The organism is Rhizobium sp. BE258 (assembly GCF_031457345.1).
Taxonomy (GTDB): Bacteria; Pseudomonadota; Alphaproteobacteria; order Rhizobiales; family Rhizobiaceae; genus Rhizobium.
Window position 1 is genome coordinate 94,182 of record NZ_JAVDWL010000011.1, and the last position, 20,713, is coordinate 114,894.

Here is a 20,713-nt window from a genome sequence, read left to right on the forward strand (position 1 = left end):
ACAATGGCTATTGCTCTTCGCCGTTTCGAGGAAGTGCGGCTGGAAGGCGTGCGCCGGGACTTCGGATCCCACAACGCCCTCCGCGACATCACCCTGACCATCAAGCGTGGCGAGTTCATCGCACTCCTGGGGCCGTCGGGCTGTGGAAAATCCACCACGTTGAACATGCTAGCTGGCCTGCTTTCGACGACGGGTGGCTCCATATGGCTCGACAAGCAGCGGATCGATGTTCTCAAGCCTGAAGACCGTGGCTTCGGCATGGTTTTCCAGAACTACGCGCTCTTTCCTCACCTGAGTGTTCGCGACAACATTGGGTTTGGCCTGAAAATGCGCGGTCTCGCAAAAGCTGAGATCAAGCGAAAGGTCGACGAGGCCATCGCTCTCGTCCGGCTGCAGGGTCAGGATGCGAAGCTACCGGGCCAGCTTTCAGGCGGGCAGCAGCAGCGCGTCGCCATCGCCCGAGCGATCGTCATCGAGCCGCCACTTGTCCTGATGGACGAGCCGCTTTCGAACCTTGACGCGAAGCTCCGTCTGGAAATGCGCGCCGAAATCCGCCGCATCCACAACGCCCTCGGCGCCACGACGATCTACGTGACACATGACCAGGACGAAGCGCTTTCGATGGCCGACCGGGTCGTCGTCATGAAGGACGGCGTCGTCCGCCAGATCGGAACCCCAACCGAACTCTACGAAAAGCCATCCGACGTCGATGTCGCCGATTTCATGGGCTTCCGTAACCGCCTTCGCGGCAAAGTCGAGACGGCGGCTTCCGGCCGTGCGACCGTCAAGATCGGCGACCGTCAGATCTCCGGCATAACCCATGCTTCGTTGGCAGCAGGTCAGAATGCATATGTCGCGATCCGCACCGACGATCTAGTCGCCGGGAGCGCGAACGACAACGCCTTCAGCGCGACGGTCGAGACAATTGAGTATCGGGGACGCGAATTCGTCGGCACTGCCAAAACACAGGACGGCATCGACCTGATCTTCCACTCGCCGACATCGGCGCTGATCGGTTCATCCGTCGAACTCCGCGCGGACCCCGATCGCGTGATCATCTTCGCGGATGGCGCAGGGAGGGCGTGATGGCAGACATGTCAACTGTACTCCATCCGACGATAGAGGCGCCTCGCCTGTCCCAGAAGCTTGCCGCACGTGGTTTCGATGGTGTGACGCTACTCGTCATTCCGGCTGTGGCGCTGCTGGGCGCGCTGTTTATCTACCCATTCCTCTACGGTCTGATGTTGTCCTTTGAGCCGAAGGAAGGCGGAGTGCTGACCAACTACGTCCATTTCTTCTCGGACGCGTTCCAATACGACACGATCTACAAGACCCTCCTGCTCGCGCTTCCAGTGACGATCGTCAATATCGGCTTTGCACTTCCGGTCGCGTTCCGAGTGAGGCTGCTGAAGAACCAGAAGGTGCTGACGACGATCCTGATCCTCCCAATCACGCTCGGGACCGTTCTCGTTGCTCAGGGGCTTTTGAACTACCTCGGCCCTCAGGGCTGGGTAAACCGGACGCTCCTGACGTTGGGTGTCGTCGACCAGCCAATCCGTCTGATCCAGAACTACTGGGGCGTCTTCTTCTCGCTTCTTATCACAGGCTTTCCCTTCACGTTCCTGCTCATTCTGTCCTACGTGACAGGGATCGACACCTCGCTTGAGAAGGCCGCAGCGACGCTTGGCGCAAACAGCCGGCAGCGCTTCATGAACGTCTATATGCCTCTCCTGATGCCGGGGATCGCCATCACCTTCTGCCTGAGCTTCGTGCAGGCATTTTCGGTGTTCCCCTCAGCGGTGCTTCTGGGTGCGCCCGCTGGCCTGACGCGTGTGATCTCCATCGCGGCCTACCAGGCGGCGTTCGAGGAATACGACTACTCCAAAGCTTCCGCCATCGCGATGATCATGGGCTTCGTCCAGTTCGCAGTGGTTCTCGTCATCCTGGCAATGCGCGGCCTGCTCTATCGCGGCCCCGTCAGCGGCGGAAAGGGCTGAACAATGATCAGAGACAACACGCTTTCTTCGAGAATCTGGATCTACGCCGTGTGGGCACTGATCGGCTTCTTTATCCTCAATCTCCTGGCGATGATTGCCACCGTGATCGTCAGCTCGTTTGCAACACGTTGGATTGGAACCTGGTTTCCCACGGGGTTCACCACGCGCTGGTACAGCTCCGCCTGGAGCGAGTTTCAGCTCTTCGACGTACTGAAAGTCACCCTGCAGGTCGTCTTCGCCGTCGTCGTTATTTCCGGCATTGCCGGGGTGACAGCAGCTTATGCTCTCGCCCGCCGCGACTTCGCTGGCAAGAGGATCGTCATGCTGCTGATCCTCTTGCCAATGCTCGTGCCGCCGATCACCTACGGTATCCCGCTCGCGAGCGTCCTCTATCAGACAGGTCTCGCTGGAACCTTTTCAGGCGTCGTCGCTGCCAACCTCGTTCCGACGATCCCATTCGTGATCCTGGTGATGATCCCGTTCATCGAGCAGATCGATCCGAAAATCGAAGCGGCTGCCCGTGTCTTCGGCGCCGGAACATTCAAGCTTTTCATCCACGTGCTACTGCCACTTCTTCTGCCCGGCATCATGGCGGCTCTGCTGTTGGTGCTGGTCCGCACCATCGCGATGTTCGAACTCACCTTCCTTGTTGCCGGTCCTGACAGCACGACGCTTGTCGTCGCCCTGTACTACGCGGTCTTCGCCTCGGGCGTCCGTGCGGTGCAGTCGATCGACGCAATGGCGGTCGTCTACATGGTCACAACATTCATCTGGCTTGTGATCGCCCTGAAATTCGTGAACCCGACGCAGATCGTCGGACGCGCCCGCTGATGGCGGAACGTGAACTATCGGAGGATTAAGATGCGTAACAAAATCGTCACCGCGGCAGAGGCTGCGTCCTTGGTTCCCGACAACGCGGTCCTCGCCATCGGTTCCTCGGCGGGCCTGAACTGCCCGGACGCCGTGCTCAAGGCAATCGGCGAGCGTTTCGACAAGGAAAGCCATCCCAGCGATCTTACTATCTTCTCACCGATCGCAGCCGGCGACATGTACGGCATCAAGGGCGTCGACCACATCGCACAGAAGGGGCTCATCAAGAAGATACTGGCTGGGTCCTACCCTAGCGGTCCGTCGAGCCTTCCCTCGCCGGCGATATGGGACATGATCCAGCGGAACGAGATCGCAGCGTACAATCTGCCGTCCGGCGTGATGTACGACATGGTCCGCGATGCCGCGGCCAAGCGTGCTGGCGTTCTTACGAAGGTGGGTCTCGAAACCTTCGTCGACCCCCGTTTGAACGGCGGCAAGATGAACGAGGCAGCCGCCACTTCCGGCGACGTCGTCAAACTTGTGGAGTTCAACGGCGAAAGCTGGCTTCACTTCCCTAATCACTTCCCGCAGGTCGCGGTCATCCGTGGCACAACTGCCGACGATCGCGGCAACATCTCTATGGAACGCGAGGGTGCTGTCCTCGGCATGGTGGACATCGCACTCGCCGCTCGCAACTCCGGCGGCATCGTGATTTGCCAGGTTGAGCGGACCACCGCGTCGGGTTCCATCCCGGCCCATCAGGTTCACATCCCGTCGACGCTCGTGGACTACGTCGTCGTCGACGCCGAACAGCGTCAGGCAACGGAAATACGCTACGATCCGGCCATCAGTGGCGAAGTACGCCGCGACTATTCCAGCTTCCCGGAAGCACCGTTCAGTGTCGACAAGGTCATCGCGCGCCGCGCGGCTATGGAGCTCGCGGACGACTCGGCAGTGAACCTCGGCTTCGGCATCTCGGCCCTGGTGCCGCAGATCCTGCTTGAAGAAGGTCAGGCAGAGGCGGTGACTTGGGTCATCGAGCAGGGTCCGGTCGGCGGCATCCCGCTCACAGGCTTCGCCTTCGGATGCGCCGCCAATGCGCAGGCGATCTTCCCGACGCCTCAGCAATTCACGTATTTCCAGGGTGGCGGTTTCGACTGCAGCCTCCTCTCCTTCCTTGAAGTTGGCGAGGATGGCAGCGTCAACGTCTCCAGCCTTCCCTCACGCCCTTATCTAACCGCTGGGTGTGGTGGGTTCATCGACATTACCGCTCGTGCCAAGAAGATCGTCTACAGCGGTTATTTCACCGCCGGCGGCCTGAAGGTCGCCGCAGAGGATGGCCGTCTGAAGATCGAACAGGAAGGCAAGATCGCCAAGTTCGTTCCCAAGGTCGGACATGTCACCTTCGCGGGCCATCGTGCAGCGCTCCATAATCAGGACGTGACCTACGTCACCGAGCGTTGTGTTCTGAAGCTTGGTGTCGAAGGATTAACTGTGGTCGAGATCGCGCCCGGCGTGGATTTGCAAAAGGATGTCTTGGAACAGGCCAAGATCCCGCTTCGCGTTGCCTCCGACCTCCGCGTCATGGACGCACGTCTGTTCCGTCCGGAACCGATGGGCCTGGAACTAGGCCAGCCTAAAGCTGCGCTGAAAAAGGCGAGCTAGGAGGATGACGATGAATTCGGAACTGTTGATAGAGACTACGGGGTTCAAGGTTACGTCGCCCGCTGAGCATATCCTCCACGTCACCATCGTATCGAAGCCAATGGGCGCCTTCACGAAGGCTGCCCGCGCAGAGTTCACCGATTTCATTCGGAAAGCAAACGGCGACAAAAGCGTCAGGTGCATCATTCTGACAGGCTCGGACAACGCATTCTCGGTTGGATCGAACATCAAGGAGTTCGAGGCCACGGCAGAATGGATCGAGGCGGCGCGGCTTGCGGAGACGGGCCTGAACGAAGCAATTGAACTCGGCCGCGTCCCAGTCATCGCGGCCGTCAATGGGTTCGCGCTTGGCGGTGGCGCAGTGCTGGCGCTTGCATGCGACATCAGGGTCGCCGGACGCAGTGCGAAGTTCGGGGTCCCGGAGGTCAAGCTGGGGGCGATGCCTACGGCGACCGGAACGATGCGCCTGCCGTTGCTCGTCGGACGCGGTAACGCGCTGAAGCTGATGCTGACCGGAGAACCCGCAACAGCCGAACAGGCTCATGCGATGGGCGTCTTCGAAGAAGTGGTGGACGACGACCGGCTCCAGTCACGCGCGTTGGAACTCGCGATCCAGATCGCAAGGGTTTCTCCAGAAGCCGTCACTGCATGCAAACACGCGGTTTCGACCGCCATCCGAGAGGGATATCTGTCCGGCCTCAAGTTCGAAGAGGCCAACACCGTACCCCTAGGCCTTAGTGACGATGCCATCGAAGGAAAAGCGGCATTCGTCGACAAGCGGCGCCCGGTCTTCAAATGAGGTTGCGATGACAGACAGACTTTCACTCGATCGTTGCTCGATCAATACCGCCACTCTCGGGCACAGATCCCATATCTCCGATGTGATCGACAAGGTCGCAAGAGCAGGCTTCGGCGCCATTGCTCCTTGGCGCCGCGACGTCGAAGGCAACGATGTTGCCGTGGTCGCCCGCCAAATCCGCGACGCCGGATTGGGCGTCAGCGGCTATTGCCGAAGTACGTACTTTCCAGCGGCAACTGCGGAGGGACTGCGCCATAACGTCGAGGACAACAGGCGGGCTCTCTATGATGCGGCGACACTGGGTTCGCCATGTTTCGTTCTTGTCGTTGGATCACTTCCCGAAGGCAGCAAGAATCTGGCTGGAGCGCGCGGTCAGGTGGAGGACGGTCTCGGACAGCTTCTCGAACACGCGCGCAAGATCGGCGTATCGCTTGCCGTCGAACCCCTGCACCCGATGTATGCGGGCGATCGTTCCTGCGTGACACGTCTCGATGAGGCGCTCGACATCTGCTCCAGGGTTGATCCCGACCAAGCAGGCGGTATCGGCGTCGCAATCGACGTGTATCACGTCTGGTGGGATATCGCAGCGCTTGAGCAGATCCGCCGCGCAGGCGCAGAGAAGCGTATCGATGCGTTTCACGTCTGCGACTGGCTCGTACCGACCAAGGATCTCCTGCTCGATCGTGGCATGATGGGCGACGGCGTCGCTGATATCCGGAGACTGCGATCTGCCGCGGCGACTGCCGGATTCAACGGCTTTACCGAAACCGAGATCTTCTCGACGTATTGGTGGAGCCTCCCGGAGGAGGAAGTGCTGAGGACATGCGCAGAGCGCATGATCGAGTTTTGCTGATCGATCTGGCCAAGGCGAAAGAGGCTAACGCAACTAAACGAAATCCTGCCCAGACCAGAATGCAAATTCTGACCGCGGCGATGGTCGAGTTTGCCACTCATGGCCTCAGCGGCGCTCGAGTGGACGAGATCGCCGCCAGAGCCGAAACGAACAAGCGGATGATCTACCACTACTTCGGTAGCAAGGACGGCCTGTTCGGGGCAGTTCTCGAAGAGGCCTATGCGACGTTCCAGGACGCCCAGAATGCGGCGGCTGCCGACACCACAGATCCTCTGACGTCTCTGAAGAAGATCGTGGAAGCAACTTGGGCCTTTTACCGCGATCAACCGGAGTTCATCGTGCTGATGAACGACGAGAACGTCCATCGAGCAAGCCATCTTCGGCACTGCTTCATGCTGAAGCGCCGCGCTCCTAAGGCGGTGGCATTGATCGGCGACACACTCGCGCGCGGCAGGGAGCTAGGGCTGTTCCGAGATATCGATCCGGAACAGCTTTCTCTGACGATCGACGCTCTCTGCTACCACTACTTCAGCAATCGCTTCACCATGGAGGTAATGCACGATAAGGAATTTATGACGGACAAGCGGCTGAATCAGCGCCTTGACGAAATCTGCAGCACCATCCTTTGCGTCGTGCATATCCGCGACGGTAAACTATCACCCGATGAACCCTAGCGCTAAGCGGGTTGGTCGGAAAGTCGAGGCCAACTTTTCGTCCGCCGAGCGTCCCGACGTTGCGATTTCAAACACGTCTATGCATCGCGTAATCGCGAGGTTCATTCAATAAATCCCTTTGCGAGAGGGGCTCATGGCAGCCCGCTTTCGGCCGGCGGCTCCCGGTGCACGATTGGAGTGTGCTGCCGCTGGGTTAGCACCCACCGCGCTATCTCGTCCTTGCGCGCAAACCAGACATCTCCGCGGGTTTTTGCGTAACTCAGAAAACGGTCGAGCACGCGAATTCGATTTGCGTGCCCGCTAATACGATCATGCATGCCTATGACCATCAGCCGGCGTCTGGTTGCAGCTTCCTCATAGAGCTGGTCGAATTCGTCGCGTAGCGCCTGCTCGTGGGCGTGTGGGTCATAGCCCTGAAACGGGAAATTCATGTCGTTCATGTGTAGCGTGTACGGCACCATGGCAAAGTCCCGACCGCGCACCGGGATGATGAACGGTTCATCTCGGCTCGGCTCGTCGATGCTGTAAAGAAAGCCGAGATCCTGCAGGGTTTCGGAAATATGGATCGAATTGCGCATGAAATACGCATTCCAACCGACAGGCTTCTGTCCTGTGATGCGCTCGACCGTCTCAGCCGATTCCTTGATGAAGGCCTTTTCGTGTTCCGGCGACAGATCATAGGAGGCCGTCCAGGTTGGCCCGTGGGCACCGGCCTCATGACCACGCCGAACGATTTCGCGCGCCAGATCCGGTTGCGCTTCAACGGCCTTACCGATCATGAAGGACGTCACCTTGATATCGTGCTTGTCAAAGAGGTCTAGCGCCCGGGGAATGCCCTCGTACACGCCATAGGCAAAGAAGGCATTGGTTGGCTGATCCGGAAAGCCGGGCTTGATGGGCTCGGGCAGCGCGCCACCTGCTCCGGAGATCGGTTGTCCGCCGCCTTCAAACATCAGGGAGATGCTGATCGCCATGCGCGCGCCGTTTGGCCAGAAGGTCCCTGCATTTGCGGAATTCGCCGTTGCACTGGGATCTTTGTCGCTCGTCTTTGCAACGGCGGGCAGCGCCTGGGATGCCAGTGCTCCGGTTGCCGCCACACCGACGAAGCTGCGCCGTGTCAGTTCTAGGGGAGTTTTCATGGACATGATTTTATCCTTGCAGTGTTTATCAACGACTGGTTTTGACCGGCGACGCCGAGCGTTGATCCGGCGGCGCGGCGAAACTGGAATTGCACACGTCTTCGCCGCCTACCTCACACGCCAATGTTCGAGAGGCAGCGGCTCTGTTTTGTGTTCACGATTGAATTTGATTGCTGGCCTGTGGGGGTAGCGCAGGACAAGAGACTGTTACTCAGGGGGCTATCGTTGCGCCACCATCGACAGTGACAGTTGATCCCGTGACAAATGGATTGGCCGCCACGAAGAGGATAGCCTGCGCGACGTCCTCTGCCTGACCGATCCGTTGCACGGGCAGACGCGCGGCAACTCTGCCGAACATGGCTTGCCGGTCTTCCTCCGTCATCTTGGCGTGGAGCGGCGTGTCGATCAGGCCGGGTGATACGGCGTTCACGCGTACCGGTGCGCGCTCGAGTGCAAGGCCCCGAGCAAGCCCTTGCAGGGCAGCATTAATGGCGCCTTGCAGCACGGAGGTGGCGCTTGGCCGTTGCGACAAAAAGCCTGAGACGAGCGTGATGGAGCCACCATCATTTACCCGCGCTGCGCGCGCCACACGATAGGCGCCAAAGAACTTGCTGTTCATCGAGATCTGCGCATCGCCCACGTTCAAGGTGGCGACCGAACCGGTTTTCGTCCTTGCGGCAGCGACCACCACATGATCAAAGGGCGGCTTATCGAAGAAAAATTCTTCCACGGATGCGTCGTCGGTAATATCCAGCACGTCGCTTGTGGGGCGTTCGATGCGGGCGCCGAGAGCTTCAAACGCGTCAGCGGCGGCGCCACCAATCCCGCCCGAGGCGCCGACAATCAGGACGCGGGCATTCTTGAAATCCATTTTCATGGTCTTTCCTCACGAGTGGGTTAAATCCTGCTCAACAATTAGCGAGGTCGCGGCCGACCGGCGGTCGGCCGCCAACGCCGTCACACGATCGAGCGAACCACGCCCCCGTCCACCCGTAGCGCTGTCCCGTTGGTTGCGGATGCCTGCTGCGAGCAGACATAAACGACCATGTTGGCAATCTCCTCGGTCGTGGAGAAGCGGCCGAGAAGCGATGTCGGTCGATTCTGCTCCAGGAAGCCCTGCTCCACGGCCTCGATGGTCTGACCGGTCTGTTGAGCAATTCCCTCCAGAACATTGCCGAAGCCCTCGGAGCGCGTCGGCCCAGGAAGCACCGAATTCACCGTCACGCCGGACTTGGCGGCCAGCTCGGCGATGCCGCGGGAGACGGCAAGCTGAGCCGCCTTGGTCATCCCGTAGTCGATCATTTCCTTCGGCGGGTTGAGGGCCGATTCACTGCTGATGAAAACAACGCGCCCCCAGCCCCTTTGCATCATGCCGGGCAGATAGTGTTTCGTCAGGCGAACGCCGCTCATCACATTGAGCTGGTACATGAACAGCCAATCCTCGTCGGTGAGGTCATCGAAGGATTTGAACAAGGCGGCACCGACGCTGTTGACGAGGATGTCGGCCTCTGCTGCTTCGGCGGCAAGCTTGGCGACGCCTTCGACAGTGCCGACGTCGGACGCGACGCCGGATAAGATCGCCTCCGGGGTAATCTTGCGGATATGTGCGATTGCGTGCCGCACGCGCTCCTCGGTGCGACCGTTGACAACCACCTCAGCGCCAGCTTGAGCGAGCCCTGTGGCAATGGCGAGGCCAATTCCGGCAGTAGAACCGCTGATAACTGCGCGTTTGCCGGTCAAATCGATTTTCATGGGACGAATTCCTCTGTTCCAAAGTGGACACGCTGAAAATAGGCGTTTCTTTGGCCAGCATAAGACGGTCCATTGTCCCTGCACTCGTTCCCAGATGTCACCAATCAGGAGACGGAGATATCGTTCTGAAATTCCACAAGCGCCGGCACTGGCAGTGGAGGATGCTAGATCGCCTTATGGCGGATGCTTACCTCAAGCCGGATCAAATGGTCAAAGGTTGAGTCCCAGCCGAAAGGCGGACGGACGGATTTTTAGTGGGGTCGATCCGCTTTAGGGATAACCAGAAACTTTCGCCTGGACGCCGGCTTTCTATAAGGAGGTGAGTTGTGCCGCTCCCCGCGGCGACAATAGTCCCTGCGCCTTCGTTGCCAATCGCCATGGATTGCCCAAGCCGGTTGTTGACGCTCGCAAGCCGATGAGGTGGGACTACTCCTCTGACCACTGGACGGTCGGTCGACCCTATCGCTTCCAGGGACGTCGTATCAACAGGGCCGAACATAACCAGAAGGTCGGCAGGGTTGATTGGCGCACCTTCGACACGGACCGTAACCTCTTCAGGCAATGGTACCGGCACCTCATGTCGCTCCAGCGAAAGCTCGAACGTACCATCGGCTGAAATGGTGGATCTTACCTCGAAGCCGGAGTTGTCTTAAGCCATTGTTGCTGCATTTCTTTTCTGTAGTTCCAAAAAGCCCCTTCAGCAACAAATCCACGGCTGAGACTGCGATTTCGTCATCCTTCACTTCCTCATCAAACGGGTGCGCCTCAATGGAAGATTTCGGCTCGCCTTTATCGGTAATCGGCATGTGGTGCTCCTATGTCATTTGCTAGGAACGCCGCAGCGCCGAGGATCCTGAGCCACAGAAGACTGCTGGTCCGCACTTGCAGTCAAATTACGCATGCCTCTGTTCGAGCTTCATCTGCAACACGGACGACAGAAATCTAACCCCTCCGCGAACGCGTCAAAACAGGATCCCATTTGGTTTCTGAAGCCGCTTCTGATGATGAGACGCCGGAAGGACTAAGCATCCCAGCTTCTTGCTGCTTGCGCAGGAAGAAGCTCAGGAAATCAGGTTCCCGTCAAAAGCGCGGATGGCCGCCCATGCGATAGAGGATATCCATGATGGGATGGTCGTCGCACCAAATTCGGCCGCGTCTATTACAAGATACGTCACAGAGGCCGATATCTCTTTGGATGTGAGGCGAGAGCTGGTGAACGCGCGGACTAGATGACACGAGGCAGGAAACGAAATTCTTGAAGACCGGAAAGAACTTCCGCGTAGGGACACCGTCTAGGGGCATGGTTGCCCCTCGACGAGCACTCTGTTGCAACCTTGCGAGCAAAGCGAGCCCATCGCCGCTACCTAGGCGATCGGGATCTTGGTTGAGAAACCAGCTATCAATGTCATTTGCTTGGGCGAGCTTCTTCATGATTTTCCTCCACGATTGTGCCAACCGCACTGGGGTGCATGTTGAATATCGTGAGAGGGTGCTATCTCTCGATGATAAAAAGCTGCTGCAGTGTTACCATTGTAGGATGCGGACAACGAACTCAGCGAAGTCCGGTGTTTTATCGATCAGAGGTGCCTGTATCTGCCGCATGAACAACATCTTTGACAATGCGCACGATTTCCGAGCGCGCATCGGTTCGGGAGAAATCGGCCGCTAGACCTGACGCTCTCAGGCGGTAGCCCGGCGTGTCAAGTGTTGTTCGCACGGCGGTGCGTATCGCCTCCGGCGTGGGAGAATTGGTCCGAAGATCAATTCCGGCACCCGACCAAGCAACGCGCGCGTTCACGTCTGCCTTATCCTCTGTCAATCCTGCTGTGACCAGGGGCACGCCGAAACTCAACGCCTGATTGACGCTTCCATAACCGCCGTTGGTCACAAACACGGCGATTTTCGGCAAGACCCATTCGAAGGGCAGATATTCCGCGACACGTGCATTGCTTGGTACTGCAATCCGGAGCTCGTCAATGGAACGTCCGCCCATGGTGACGAGGACAAGAAGGTCGGATTCGCCTTCCAGTGCCTGGAGCGTCGGTCTGATCAGAAGCCCAAGATTGTCGTTGGCAACTGTCCCCTGTGTGACAAGCACCACCTTGCGTCTACCGTCCAAATCGCCCGCCCACGGAGGAAGTGGCGCCTGATTGGGGATGATAGGAAGCCTACCGACGAAATGCACAGCATTCGGTACCGGGCGCGGAAATTCGAATCCCGGAACAGTTAGCTGCAAGTATGCGTCCGGTAGTTCGACGACCGAGTCAAACAGGCCATTTGGCAATTCCCTCACCCCTGCCCTCACGAGCGCATCGGCAATCGGTTTGTTGAATTGCCTGTCGTACTCCGCGGCGATCCTTGCGTAGCTTTCACGCTCATTGGCAGCTGTCGGCGGAGGCAATCCAACGAAATGCGGCGCCCCATCTTGTCGTTGCCAGTGTAGAAAGGATGTTCCGCAAAGCACGATGGGAAGCCGTTCGGAGCGCGGTTTCATAAGCATTGTAAGCAGGCCGAACATCATACTGTCTGCAATAATGATATCGGCGGGAACCTCTTGCAGGACCCTCATGATGTCATCTTGTTGCGCAGGGATTGTCTCGATAAACCGTCGCTCGATCGCGAGACGTAGCCGTTTCACTCCTGGTGGCAGCTCTTTGAGTTCGCCAGCAACTAAGGCGGGTTGCCTCTGATTGAGATCTGCTGCTGCTGAGAAGCTTCTGAAATCGGCGCCGATAGCGGTGGCGCGTCCCCCCAGATGAGACCCGGACAAGCACGTCACCTGATGGCCGGCATCTATCAAGATGCGGCCAACACCAAGCAGCGGGTTGAGATGACCGGTCAGTGGCGATGCAACAATAAGAATATTCATCGAAACCTCATTCTGAGTTGAAGACGATACGCGCCGACACGGTTCGAAGGCGCACTACGAGACAGGCTGTGAAGTTTTGAGCGCCTCCTCGACGCAAGAAGCGCTCCGGGCAAAGCAGGGGGCATAAGCGCAACGGACCAGCTCGAGCCGGGGCCTGAGACTCCTAAATTGACGGCAGGGGTGCGGGCATTGTCGAAGAGATTCTGCGGTCGTGAAACGAAGCCTTAGTAGGCGACCGACGTGGTCAGCCCCTTCCATTTTTTGTCCGACGCGGCAACAGTATCGGCTGCGGCCTGAGCAAAGGCGTAAGCGTCGTCTCCGACCAAGAGTTCCACCGGAGCGTCACGCCGTCCTGCGAGACTGACGATCAGCTTGGCGACCTTTTTGGGATCTGTGGGTTCGTTACCGGAGTAGTCGCGCAGCATCCTGGCAAAAGGCGCGACCGTCTCGATGTAGTTGACGCTGATGGCAGGTATACGCATCGACGCGCCTGCCCATTCAGTCCGCATTCCGCCCGGATCGAGCGTCGTCACTTGTATGCCGAGCGGCTGGACTTCTTGCGCGAGAACGAGGCTGAACGCCCGAACTGCAAATTTGGAAGCCTGGTACGGGGCTAACCCCACAGAAGCAATGCGACTGCCGATGGACGCGATCTGGAAAATATGACCCGACCCCTGGCGCCGCATGATCGGCACCACGGCCTTGGACACGTGGACTGCGCCGAAAAAGTTCGTTTCCACCTGCTCGCGGAAATCGTCCGCCGTCATATCTTCCACGGATGCAAGATTGGCGTAACCGGCGTTGTTGACCACGTAATCGATCCGGCCGAACGTGGACATGCAGGTCGCAATGGCGGCCCGGACTGCCTCGGGATCGCTGACATCCAAGCTGATCGGCATCACGCGGGCACCATACCGCGCGACGATATCATCGAGATCGCTCACACGACGTGCCGTTGCCACGACGGTGTCGCCTGCGTCGAGTGCGGAAAGCACAACGTGTCGGCCAAGGCCTCGCGAGCTTCCTGTGATAAACCAAATATTGGGCATTCTATGTCTCCTGGCCTTTCTCGCATCACAAAATGAACAAGGGACATCGTCGCACGCTCCTTGCGGGGGGCTCGTTGGATTTTCACGGGCGTGGCGGTGAACCGTCAGTCGGTCATGCCGACCTGTGGAACTGATCGACAAAGTTTAGCAACGCGGCTGTGACCTGGTCCGGCTGTTCCTCATGGGGGAGATGGCCGGATTGCGCGACAGCGAGTGTTTGAAGCTTGGGTGCCATGGCGCTCCAAATGGCCGCCATGTCGACCATCTTTGCGGCCTCGTAATCGGCGCCCCAGAGAGACAGTACAGGGCAGCCAATGGACTTGGAGGCGTCAGACTTATCTTGTTCAAAATCAGAGCGCCAAGCGCGATAATCTTCAAACGCGCCGCGCAAACCACCGGGCTGGGAATACGCTTTTGTGTAAACGGATAAGGTGTCCTCTGATAAAGCATGCGGATTGTAGGTCCAGCTCGTGAGGATGGATCGTAGCCAGAGCTCTTCCCGGCCATGGATCAAGGCTTCCGGCAGGTCACGGATGCCTTGGAACAAGAAAAACCACGCCGCCTGCGCCACTTCAGCATTCATATTTTCGAAGATAACCTTGGTCGGAATGTTGTCCAGAGCGGCAAAACAGGTTGTCACATCCTGATGATCCTTCACGAAACGCGTGCCAACTCGGGCGCCGCGGTCGTGTCCGATTATTGCGACCTTCTCAATCTCGAGCACACGAAGAAGATCGCGAATGTCGTTCGCCATCGTCCTCTTGTCATAGCCGGTTGCGGGTTTTTCCGTTGCTCCGTAGCCTCTCAGGTCGGGTACAATGACGCGATAACGCGCGGCAACTGGACCTATTTGGTGGCGCCATGCGTACCATGTTTCCGGGAAGCCATGCAGAAGCACCACACACGGGCCTTCTCCAGCCTGGACATAATGCATGTTTATACCGTTTGCCCGGACGCGATGATGTTCAAAGGGACTCATATCTGTCCTCCTCAGTTGTAAGTCGAATGACGGGTGAGCGGGCAGAGGCAGCGTCGGCCTCGACCACCGCGCCCGGCTGGCGTCTATTACAGCCAGCTGGGCGCGCCCGCGTGCGCCGCAGGTCGGACTCCTCCCGCTCAACGGCGTGTGAATCTCAGCACTATCCCTTCGAGGCGCTCGCCTCCGAAGACGGTGGTAGAAAGTGGGTGTCGGTTTGCGCGCCGATGGCGATAACGCGAGCAAAAGCGTCAGTCGGCGGGAGCGTGGCAAACGGATCCTGCTTGTCTGCATCCTCAACCGCATCGAAAAACTGTTCATGCGCAGCGACCGAGATACTCAGCATCCGCACTGTATCTTTGCCCTTGTTGAAGAAACCATGGGGCGTGTGTGGGCGAGCCACGACCACGTCGCCGCTCGTGCAATCCCAGCCCAGGTCCGAGGCGTCACTGGATACGAAGTGGATGGTCCCACTCAGCACATAGAAGGACTCGGGATAGCTGTGAGTGTGGACCGGCACCCCTTCGCCGGGCTCGATCACCTGCTCGAACATGCAAAGCTCGCCCGCCGCGTCATCGCTTCTGACCTTCCAGGTGAGGTTGGCTCCCGCAACCGAGAAGCCCCGGCCCCCGCCCGCGGGCACTCGAAGGAGCTTCGAATCTTCATTGTTCTTCATGACGTGTCATCCATCCTGTTATGTGATGCCAAAACTTGCTGTGAACAGTGCGCGCGGCTGGGATTGCTTACGCCCTCGACGCGCGAAGTCGTTTGTCGTTATATCCGGCGATCCAATTGCCGCAGAGTTCCGCAGACTTTGAAGGCGGCACTCAATTCTGCAAGGAGGCAAGACCTTGCGGCTTAGCAAGGCTCAACCCTCCTCATCGAGTTTCGGTGGGTCATCAGTGCGCTAGGAAGTCGGTGATTGAGGAATAAAAGACTTCAGGCTGCTCCAACCAGGGCATGTGTCCGCATTCCCCGATGACCTTGAGCGCGGCGCCTCGAATACCTGCCGCTATATGTTCCGATATCGAAACCGGTGTTTGGAAATCATCTTTCCCAACAAGGACGAGGGCCTGTGCCCTGATCCTCGCAAGCAGATCGTCCTGACGTGCCTCCGGCAGGGCGTCTGCCGTCATGTGCGTCCGAGTCGCCCAACTGTTGATAGGCAAATCAAATGTGTCGATCGCCTTGCCCGCATTCTCCGGATGGAAGAAGTAGAGCGGCAAAGTTGAGATGAGTACATCCGTAATGGCTTGGTCCTCAAACACAAACGGCCCCATTCCTGCCAGGGCTGCCACAGCCTCCTTGAAGCGCGGATCACCCGCACGCTGAGCGACGATTGCGGACGTCGCTTCCCGAGCGGAGAGGCCGACAAGCTGGCTATCCGCGAGGATAAGCTTGCGACAGGCATCAGGATATTTTCCGGCAAATCCAATGGCGATAGCGCCACCGTTCGAGTGCCCGAACAGGTCAATTGCCCCCAGGCCGAGGTGCCTGCGCAGGTGCTCAATGTCATCCGCCATTGTCGCCGTGCCCATTGCGCTTTCGTCAACGGGACGCGACGAGCCGCCGCTGCCTCTGGTCGAAATGACGACTACGGTGAAACGATCAGCAAGGGGCGTGAGGGCATGACGAAGGTAGCTCGATCCAACACCCCAGCCGGACGAGACAGCGAACAGGAGGGGACCCGTTCCGCTGACGGTATAGGCAATATCAACGCCGTTGATCGCCGCGATGTGTTGACCAGGTAAAATACTCATAAAGCTTCACTTCCTGCGTTCTCGACAGATTTTTTTTGGTGAATATTGACGCCGCTCTTGACGCAATGCGGTCACTGGGGCGGCTCAGGTTGAACAACTCTCATGACCGGAATGGTCGCATGCTCTGACGGGCCAAAGGGGCCAGCAACCTGATGCTTTACGGCAGGAAGGCTTTTCAGATATGCCGCGATTGCGTAGGCGTCGGATTTCTGTAAGCCCGCAAAACGGCGCCATGGCATCATCGGAGCAAGCTCGCGCCCCTCCGGAGTGAGGCCGGTTTGAATGGCCTTAACGATGTCATCCGCAGACCAGTTTCCGAGCCCGGTTTCCGCATCAGGCGTCAAATTTGGCCCGACATACGTTCCTTTATCGGGACCGATAAACCCAACATCCGAGCCGCCAAGAAGGCGGTTTTGGTCTGGCTTTCCATTGAGGTAACCTGGGGTGTGGCAATCGTTGCATCCTCCCATCATCACCAGATATCGACCCCGCTCCACAGGGGTCTGCGCCTCTGCCGAGCCCTCCGCCAAGCCCATCGTGGTCCCCAAAGCCAACATAAAGACGCTAACACGCCTGATGATCTTCGCCCCGGGATAGGCGGCGGTTTTTTCCATATTCAGTCCCTTTCCAGCAACGCATTTGCGGGTGCCGCTTGTAACGATCCTGCTTCAGCGCTCATCCGCTGGATGGGCGAAGTTTGGTCGGGTGTACAACTGCGTGAAGCCAGCTCGCCGGTAGTTGGAAAACGATGCATGCTGTTCGGTCTTGTCGGCGTCCGGTTGACCCGTTTCCGCTGTTACGCTTTTCACGCCAAGCTCTGCCGCAACGCGCAAGCGGGAGCGTATCAGCAGAGATTGTCCGCCTTTACGGCGGTGATCCGGCAGGGTCGCATCCATCCCCATCCAGGCTACTTGACCATTGCTGTACAGAGCTCCGCAAGAAACCGGAGTCACCCCCGAATAGGCAAGTTGCACCGTCCAATTCGGCCGCCCGACAACCGCGGCGAGCCAGGAGCAGAAATTAAGTGGAAGGCCGAACCCATCTGCCAGGATGGTTGCAAATGATTCCGCCTGTGCCGGCTCGATCGTGCGCACAGTCAGCTCGGACGAATACACCATGTCATCGGTAGGCACCTCGCGGCAGAACTTTGCCCAACCATTGCCGATCGGCCGGAACCCTTTTTCTTTCAGATATCGGGTAACGTCCTCGAAGACTGGGGGCATTTGGACGACCCAACCAGGCACAGCATTGGCCGCCATCCAATCACAGGCGACCTTGACGTCGTCGAGCGCCATCACTCCGACAACTCGGTCCAGTTCAGGGATGACGATGGTGCTGTGTGTCAGACAAGCGCCACCCTCAATATCCCTGAGGTGAACCCGATTCGCAGACGCGTAGGAAGCAGGAACCGCGCGGTAGACATCCGCGAATGCCTGAGCTTCGATCTGCTCGAGAGAAAGAGACAAAGCCTGGTTGGGACGCATAAGATCCTCAAAAGTGTAGATGTTGAACGGTGATCATACCGCTGCTCAGCCTGCGGCTTCAGCGGCAACCAAGACCGGGGCCCTGCGCCAAGTCGGGCGAAGGCAGCGCTCGATCCAAGGGTGATTTTCATAGGAACCAGCTCTGCGGATCCTTGTGGCTTTGAACACGCCCGGCCAACTCGAAGTTTGTTGTTGGGGTCAAAGCGCCGTGCAGACTTGCGACCTTGGCATCCCGCCAAAGCCTCCCCAGCAGATTGTCTCTCTTGGCGAATGCGCTTCCAGACGAAGTCTCTAGCGCATCGATTGATTCCCAGAGGAGCTTGTTCACGTATCCCGCGTCTCTCATCAAACGTGTGCGCGTAGGGATATCCATTGGCGACGAACCGTCTGCATGAGACAACAACGCCTTGACGGAATTGCGCAGTATCTGCTCAGCGGCATCGATCTTCGCAGAAGACTCTGCCATCTGCACGTGCGTCACTGCAGCTTCGTCCTGCTTGGCATAAACGGTAAACGGAATTCCACGCCGCGATGCTGATGCTAACGCCAGCTCCAGGGCCGCTTTTGCCATCCCAAGCGACGGGAACAGCAGCTTGGTTGCGAGGAACGGGACCAGAGGAAGTCTGTATAACGGAACTGCATCAAGATGGACCGACTGAAAGTCCCCTTTCATCACTGCACTCAGCGACGCAAGATGACTACGCGGCACAAACACGTCCTCAACTTCAACGCTGGTGCTACCGCTTCCCCGAAGGCCGAAAGTGTCCCAATCGTTCAACAGCTTGCACTCGTGGATTGGCATCAGTACTGTCAGGATTTCAGGCAGGCCCTGATGGTTCTTCAGTGGAAAACCTAAAAGATTCCATTGCGCGTTATGAGCTCCGCTATTGAAGTTCCATACGCCATGTTCAATCCAGATACCCCCACCCACCTCATGAGCTTCGATGGAGCGCGGCGACAAGACCGTGGCAACGCGGCTGTGGGGAGCAGCCAGAACCTCCTGGGCAACATCACGCGGGAAGAGCATCGCAACCATCCAGGCTGCGCCGCTCAGAATTCCGGCGGTCCAAGCGGCTGAGCCATCACCGCGGCCGATTTCGACGATCATGTCCATATAGGTTTGAAGAGAGACCTCAGATCCGCCGTTGACCTGCGGCACCAAACTTCCAAACACACCGGCATCCTCGAAATCCGCAATCGTCGTGTGAGGCAACCTGCCTATTCTCTCGGTTTCCTCCCCGCGACCCCGTAGCGTCGGCAATAATGCAGTCAGATGAGCGACGGTATCTTGTGGAGCGGTGTCCGGCATCTTTTGGATCAAATTTTGCAATGTTGCCTCCTCGATAAAGGGCTATGCCTGCTCAAAGGGTTTGGCGGCTTGCTGCTGGCGGACTAACGGTGATTTGGCCGCCGAGGACCGGCATCTGCTTCGGTTCAAGTGACACGGGTTCGGGACGAACTGGGTCGCCAACTGCCGCATATTGCGCGTCTCCCACCTTTCCCCATCCGACGATCAGGTGATGGACGAGGAAAGACATGTAGCCGAACCGACGAAAACAAGCAGTCTTCAACCATGTGTCGGTGCCTTCAGAGGTTAGAATGGGCATCTCCACAGCCGACCGTTCGACGAACTTCCCGTCTACTGTGACCAGTCGCACAAATGTCCCGAATTCCGCCTTTCGAGGATCTTCTTCCATCGGACGCTTTGCTCTCAATTACGGGAGAAGATTTGGAGCCGCCAAATTACAGGGGTGTTTCGCGATGCTGCTGCATTGTTACAAATTAAACATAGCGATTTCGCAGTCAGCCTTGCCGGCGCCCCGGTGATATGTGGTGGATGCGGACCGGCACGCCGCCGAGCCATCACACCCCCCTAGCCGCTGCAGCCACAGTCGCGTGAGTCAACTCGCGAATGGGACCCTGGTTGAGCTGTTTCCACTGCTCAGGATCATGGCCAAACACAATGAGAACCCCGTCATTCTGGTATTTTTTGAGACGACGTAAACACTCCAGCATTGCGGCCTCGTCTCGAACAAACGGAGGATCAGGCATGATCATCTCTTCAAGGGTCTGGCGCAGATAGCATGCGTCGGCCGAAAGGATGACCTCCCCGTCTTCAAGCTTCACCTTAAGTGATTGGTGGCCGGGCGTATGGCCATGGGTCGGGATGAGCACCACGCTGCCATCACCGAATAGGTCGTGTTCGCCATCAACGAGTAGTTTATCGTGACCAAGGTCATACTGGCGGGTCAAATAGCTGTTCAGCTCAATCGTTTCTGGCGCCGTTGCGGCGACCCATTCTTTTTTCTGGAGAACCAGCCGAGCGTTCTTGATCAGCTCGTTACCGCCGCAATGGTCGAAGTGCAGGTGCGAATTGATCAGATAGTCGATCTTCTCGGGATCGACGCCGAATGCCCTCAACCGCTCTGCGACGTCTTCGCCCGGCTTGAACTCGGGCTTCACGAGAGGTTCGAATTTGCCCAGCGTTCGTCTGATATGGTCCGGATCGGGGCTTTGGAGAGCTGTTTCAAGACCAGTGTCAAACAGGGCAGTGCCCTTTGGGTGGACAATGAGGTAGCTCGGCACTGGGATAGCCAGCCAGCCATCACGGCCGTTCAAGAATAGCTTGTATGGCATGGTAAGCCATCCGCATGTCATTGCATAAAGGCGCGGACCCATTTTCTGCTCCATTCACTACGAGACGGGTGAGGAAGGTCGTCACTTCATGACCACGTTCCCCGGCTGGTTTCGCCGGGCTATGCCGCCATCCCGTTACAATTCGAGCGCTTCGTGTTTCAGATGTCATTTTCTATTGGCAACGCTGCCCTCAGCCGCATCATGAGACGCGTTGAGGTGCCGGGATTTCGGCGAAAGCGTCTACCGCGA

21 protein-coding genes are annotated in these 20,713 nt (G+C 58.1%); 7 read left to right on the plus strand and 14 right to left on the minus strand.

Features of this window, described 5'->3' with window-relative positions:
• Positions 1–3 precede the first annotated feature (3 nt).
• Genes J2X43_RS29425 through J2X43_RS29455 form a run of 7 tightly spaced genes read left to right on the plus strand, consistent with a single transcriptional unit; the run spans position 4 to position 6,798 of the window.
• Positions 4–1,086 carry an ABC transporter ATP-binding protein gene (locus tag J2X43_RS29425; RefSeq protein ID WP_310301039.1) on the plus strand — a complete coding sequence of 361 codons (1,083 nt, stop codon included), beginning with the start codon at positions 4–6 and terminating at the stop codon, positions 1,084–1,086.
• Positions 1,086–1,997 carry a sugar ABC transporter permease gene (locus J2X43_RS29430; protein ID WP_310301041.1) on the plus strand — a complete coding sequence of 304 codons (912 nt, stop codon included), beginning with the start codon at positions 1,086–1,088 and terminating at the stop codon, positions 1,995–1,997. Before J2X43_RS29425 ends, J2X43_RS29430 begins: the two co-directional genes overlap by 1 nt.
• Before the next feature lie 3 nt (positions 1,998–2,000).
• Positions 2,001–2,828: an ABC transporter permease gene (locus J2X43_RS29435; protein ID WP_310301044.1), complete on the plus strand. Its 828-nt coding sequence runs from the start codon at positions 2,001–2,003 to the stop codon at positions 2,826–2,828.
• Between the two features lie 30 nt (positions 2,829–2,858).
• Positions 2,859–4,472, plus strand: coding sequence for a CoA-transferase (locus tag J2X43_RS29440; protein WP_310301047.1), 1,614 nt, complete (start codon positions 2,859–2,861; stop codon positions 4,470–4,472).
• 10 nt (positions 4,473–4,482) lie between these two features.
• Positions 4,483–5,271 (plus strand): enoyl-CoA hydratase-related protein, encoded by a 789-nt coding sequence (locus J2X43_RS29445; RefSeq protein ID WP_310301050.1) that lies wholly within the window; start codon positions 4,483–4,485, stop codon positions 5,269–5,271.
• Positions 5,272–5,278: 7 nt separating this feature from the next.
• Positions 5,279–6,124 (plus strand): sugar phosphate isomerase/epimerase family protein, encoded by an 846-nt coding sequence (locus tag J2X43_RS29450; protein ID WP_310301053.1) that lies wholly within the window; start codon positions 5,279–5,281, stop codon positions 6,122–6,124.
• Positions 6,118–6,798 (plus strand): TetR/AcrR family transcriptional regulator, encoded by a 681-nt coding sequence (locus J2X43_RS29455; RefSeq protein WP_310301056.1) that lies wholly within the window; start codon positions 6,118–6,120, stop codon positions 6,796–6,798. The genes J2X43_RS29450 and J2X43_RS29455 overlap by 7 nt, the downstream gene beginning before the upstream one ends.
• Before the next feature lie 131 nt (positions 6,799–6,929).
• Here the strand turns inward: J2X43_RS29455 and J2X43_RS29460 are convergent, their stop codons facing one another.
• The 14 genes from J2X43_RS29460 to J2X43_RS29525 form a co-directional block, all read right to left on the minus strand.
• Positions 6,930–7,943, minus strand: a complete 1,014-nt coding sequence (locus tag J2X43_RS29460) for a polysaccharide deacetylase family protein (protein WP_310301058.1) — start codon at positions 7,941–7,943, stop codon at positions 6,930–6,932.
• 205 nt (positions 7,944–8,148) lie between these two features.
• Complete coding sequence (locus J2X43_RS29465; protein WP_310301062.1) at positions 8,149–8,814, minus strand: SDR family oxidoreductase; 666 nt, start codon at positions 8,812–8,814, stop codon at positions 8,149–8,151.
• Between the two features lie 80 nt (positions 8,815–8,894).
• Positions 8,895–9,689, minus strand: coding sequence for an SDR family oxidoreductase (locus J2X43_RS29470; RefSeq protein WP_310301065.1), 795 nt, complete (start codon positions 9,687–9,689; stop codon positions 8,895–8,897).
• A gap of 575 nt (positions 9,690–10,264) precedes the next feature.
• A complete protein-coding gene (locus tag J2X43_RS29475) occupies positions 10,265–10,495 on the minus strand; it encodes a hypothetical protein (protein WP_310301068.1) in 231 nt (76 codons plus the stop codon).
• 764 nt (positions 10,496–11,259) lie between these two features.
• A complete protein-coding gene (locus J2X43_RS29480) occupies positions 11,260–12,558 on the minus strand; it encodes a glycosyltransferase (protein WP_310301073.1) in 1,299 nt (432 codons plus the stop codon).
• 224 nt (positions 12,559–12,782) lie between these two features.
• Positions 12,783–13,607, minus strand: coding sequence for an SDR family NAD(P)-dependent oxidoreductase (locus J2X43_RS29485; RefSeq protein WP_310301076.1), 825 nt, complete (start codon positions 13,605–13,607; stop codon positions 12,783–12,785).
• 112 nt (positions 13,608–13,719) lie between these two features.
• Positions 13,720–14,586: an alpha/beta hydrolase gene (locus J2X43_RS29490; RefSeq protein ID WP_310301079.1), complete on the minus strand. Its 867-nt coding sequence runs from the start codon at positions 14,584–14,586 to the stop codon at positions 13,720–13,722.
• A 160-nt stretch (positions 14,587–14,746) separates the two neighbouring features.
• Entirely contained in the window at positions 14,747–15,259 is a 513-nt protein-coding gene (locus J2X43_RS29495) for a cupin domain-containing protein (RefSeq protein WP_310301083.1), read from the minus strand.
• A gap of 223 nt (positions 15,260–15,482) precedes the next feature.
• A complete protein-coding gene (locus J2X43_RS29500; protein WP_310301085.1) occupies positions 15,483–16,343 on the minus strand; it encodes an alpha/beta hydrolase in 861 nt (286 codons plus the stop codon).
• A gap of 71 nt (positions 16,344–16,414) precedes the next feature.
• Positions 16,415–16,957, minus strand: a complete 543-nt coding sequence (locus tag J2X43_RS29505) for a c-type cytochrome (protein ID WP_405049660.1) — start codon at positions 16,955–16,957, stop codon at positions 16,415–16,417.
• Between the two features lie 54 nt (positions 16,958–17,011).
• The gene (locus tag J2X43_RS29510; protein ID WP_310301089.1) at positions 17,012–17,827 is read right to left on the minus strand and encodes a GNAT family N-acetyltransferase; all 816 of its coding nucleotides are present in this window, start codon (positions 17,825–17,827) and stop codon (positions 17,012–17,014) included.
• A 127-nt stretch (positions 17,828–17,954) separates the two neighbouring features.
• The gene (locus tag J2X43_RS29515; RefSeq protein ID WP_310301092.1) at positions 17,955–19,157 is read right to left on the minus strand and encodes an acyl-CoA dehydrogenase family protein; all 1,203 of its coding nucleotides are present in this window, start codon (positions 19,155–19,157) and stop codon (positions 17,955–17,957) included.
• A gap of 31 nt (positions 19,158–19,188) precedes the next feature.
• Complete coding sequence (locus J2X43_RS29520) at positions 19,189–19,524, minus strand: hypothetical protein (RefSeq protein WP_310301094.1); 336 nt, start codon at positions 19,522–19,524, stop codon at positions 19,189–19,191.
• Between the two features lie 166 nt (positions 19,525–19,690).
• Entirely contained in the window at positions 19,691–20,464 is a 774-nt protein-coding gene (locus J2X43_RS29525) for an N-acyl homoserine lactonase family protein (protein ID WP_310301096.1), read from the minus strand.
• Positions 20,465–20,713: the final 249 nt, after the last annotated feature.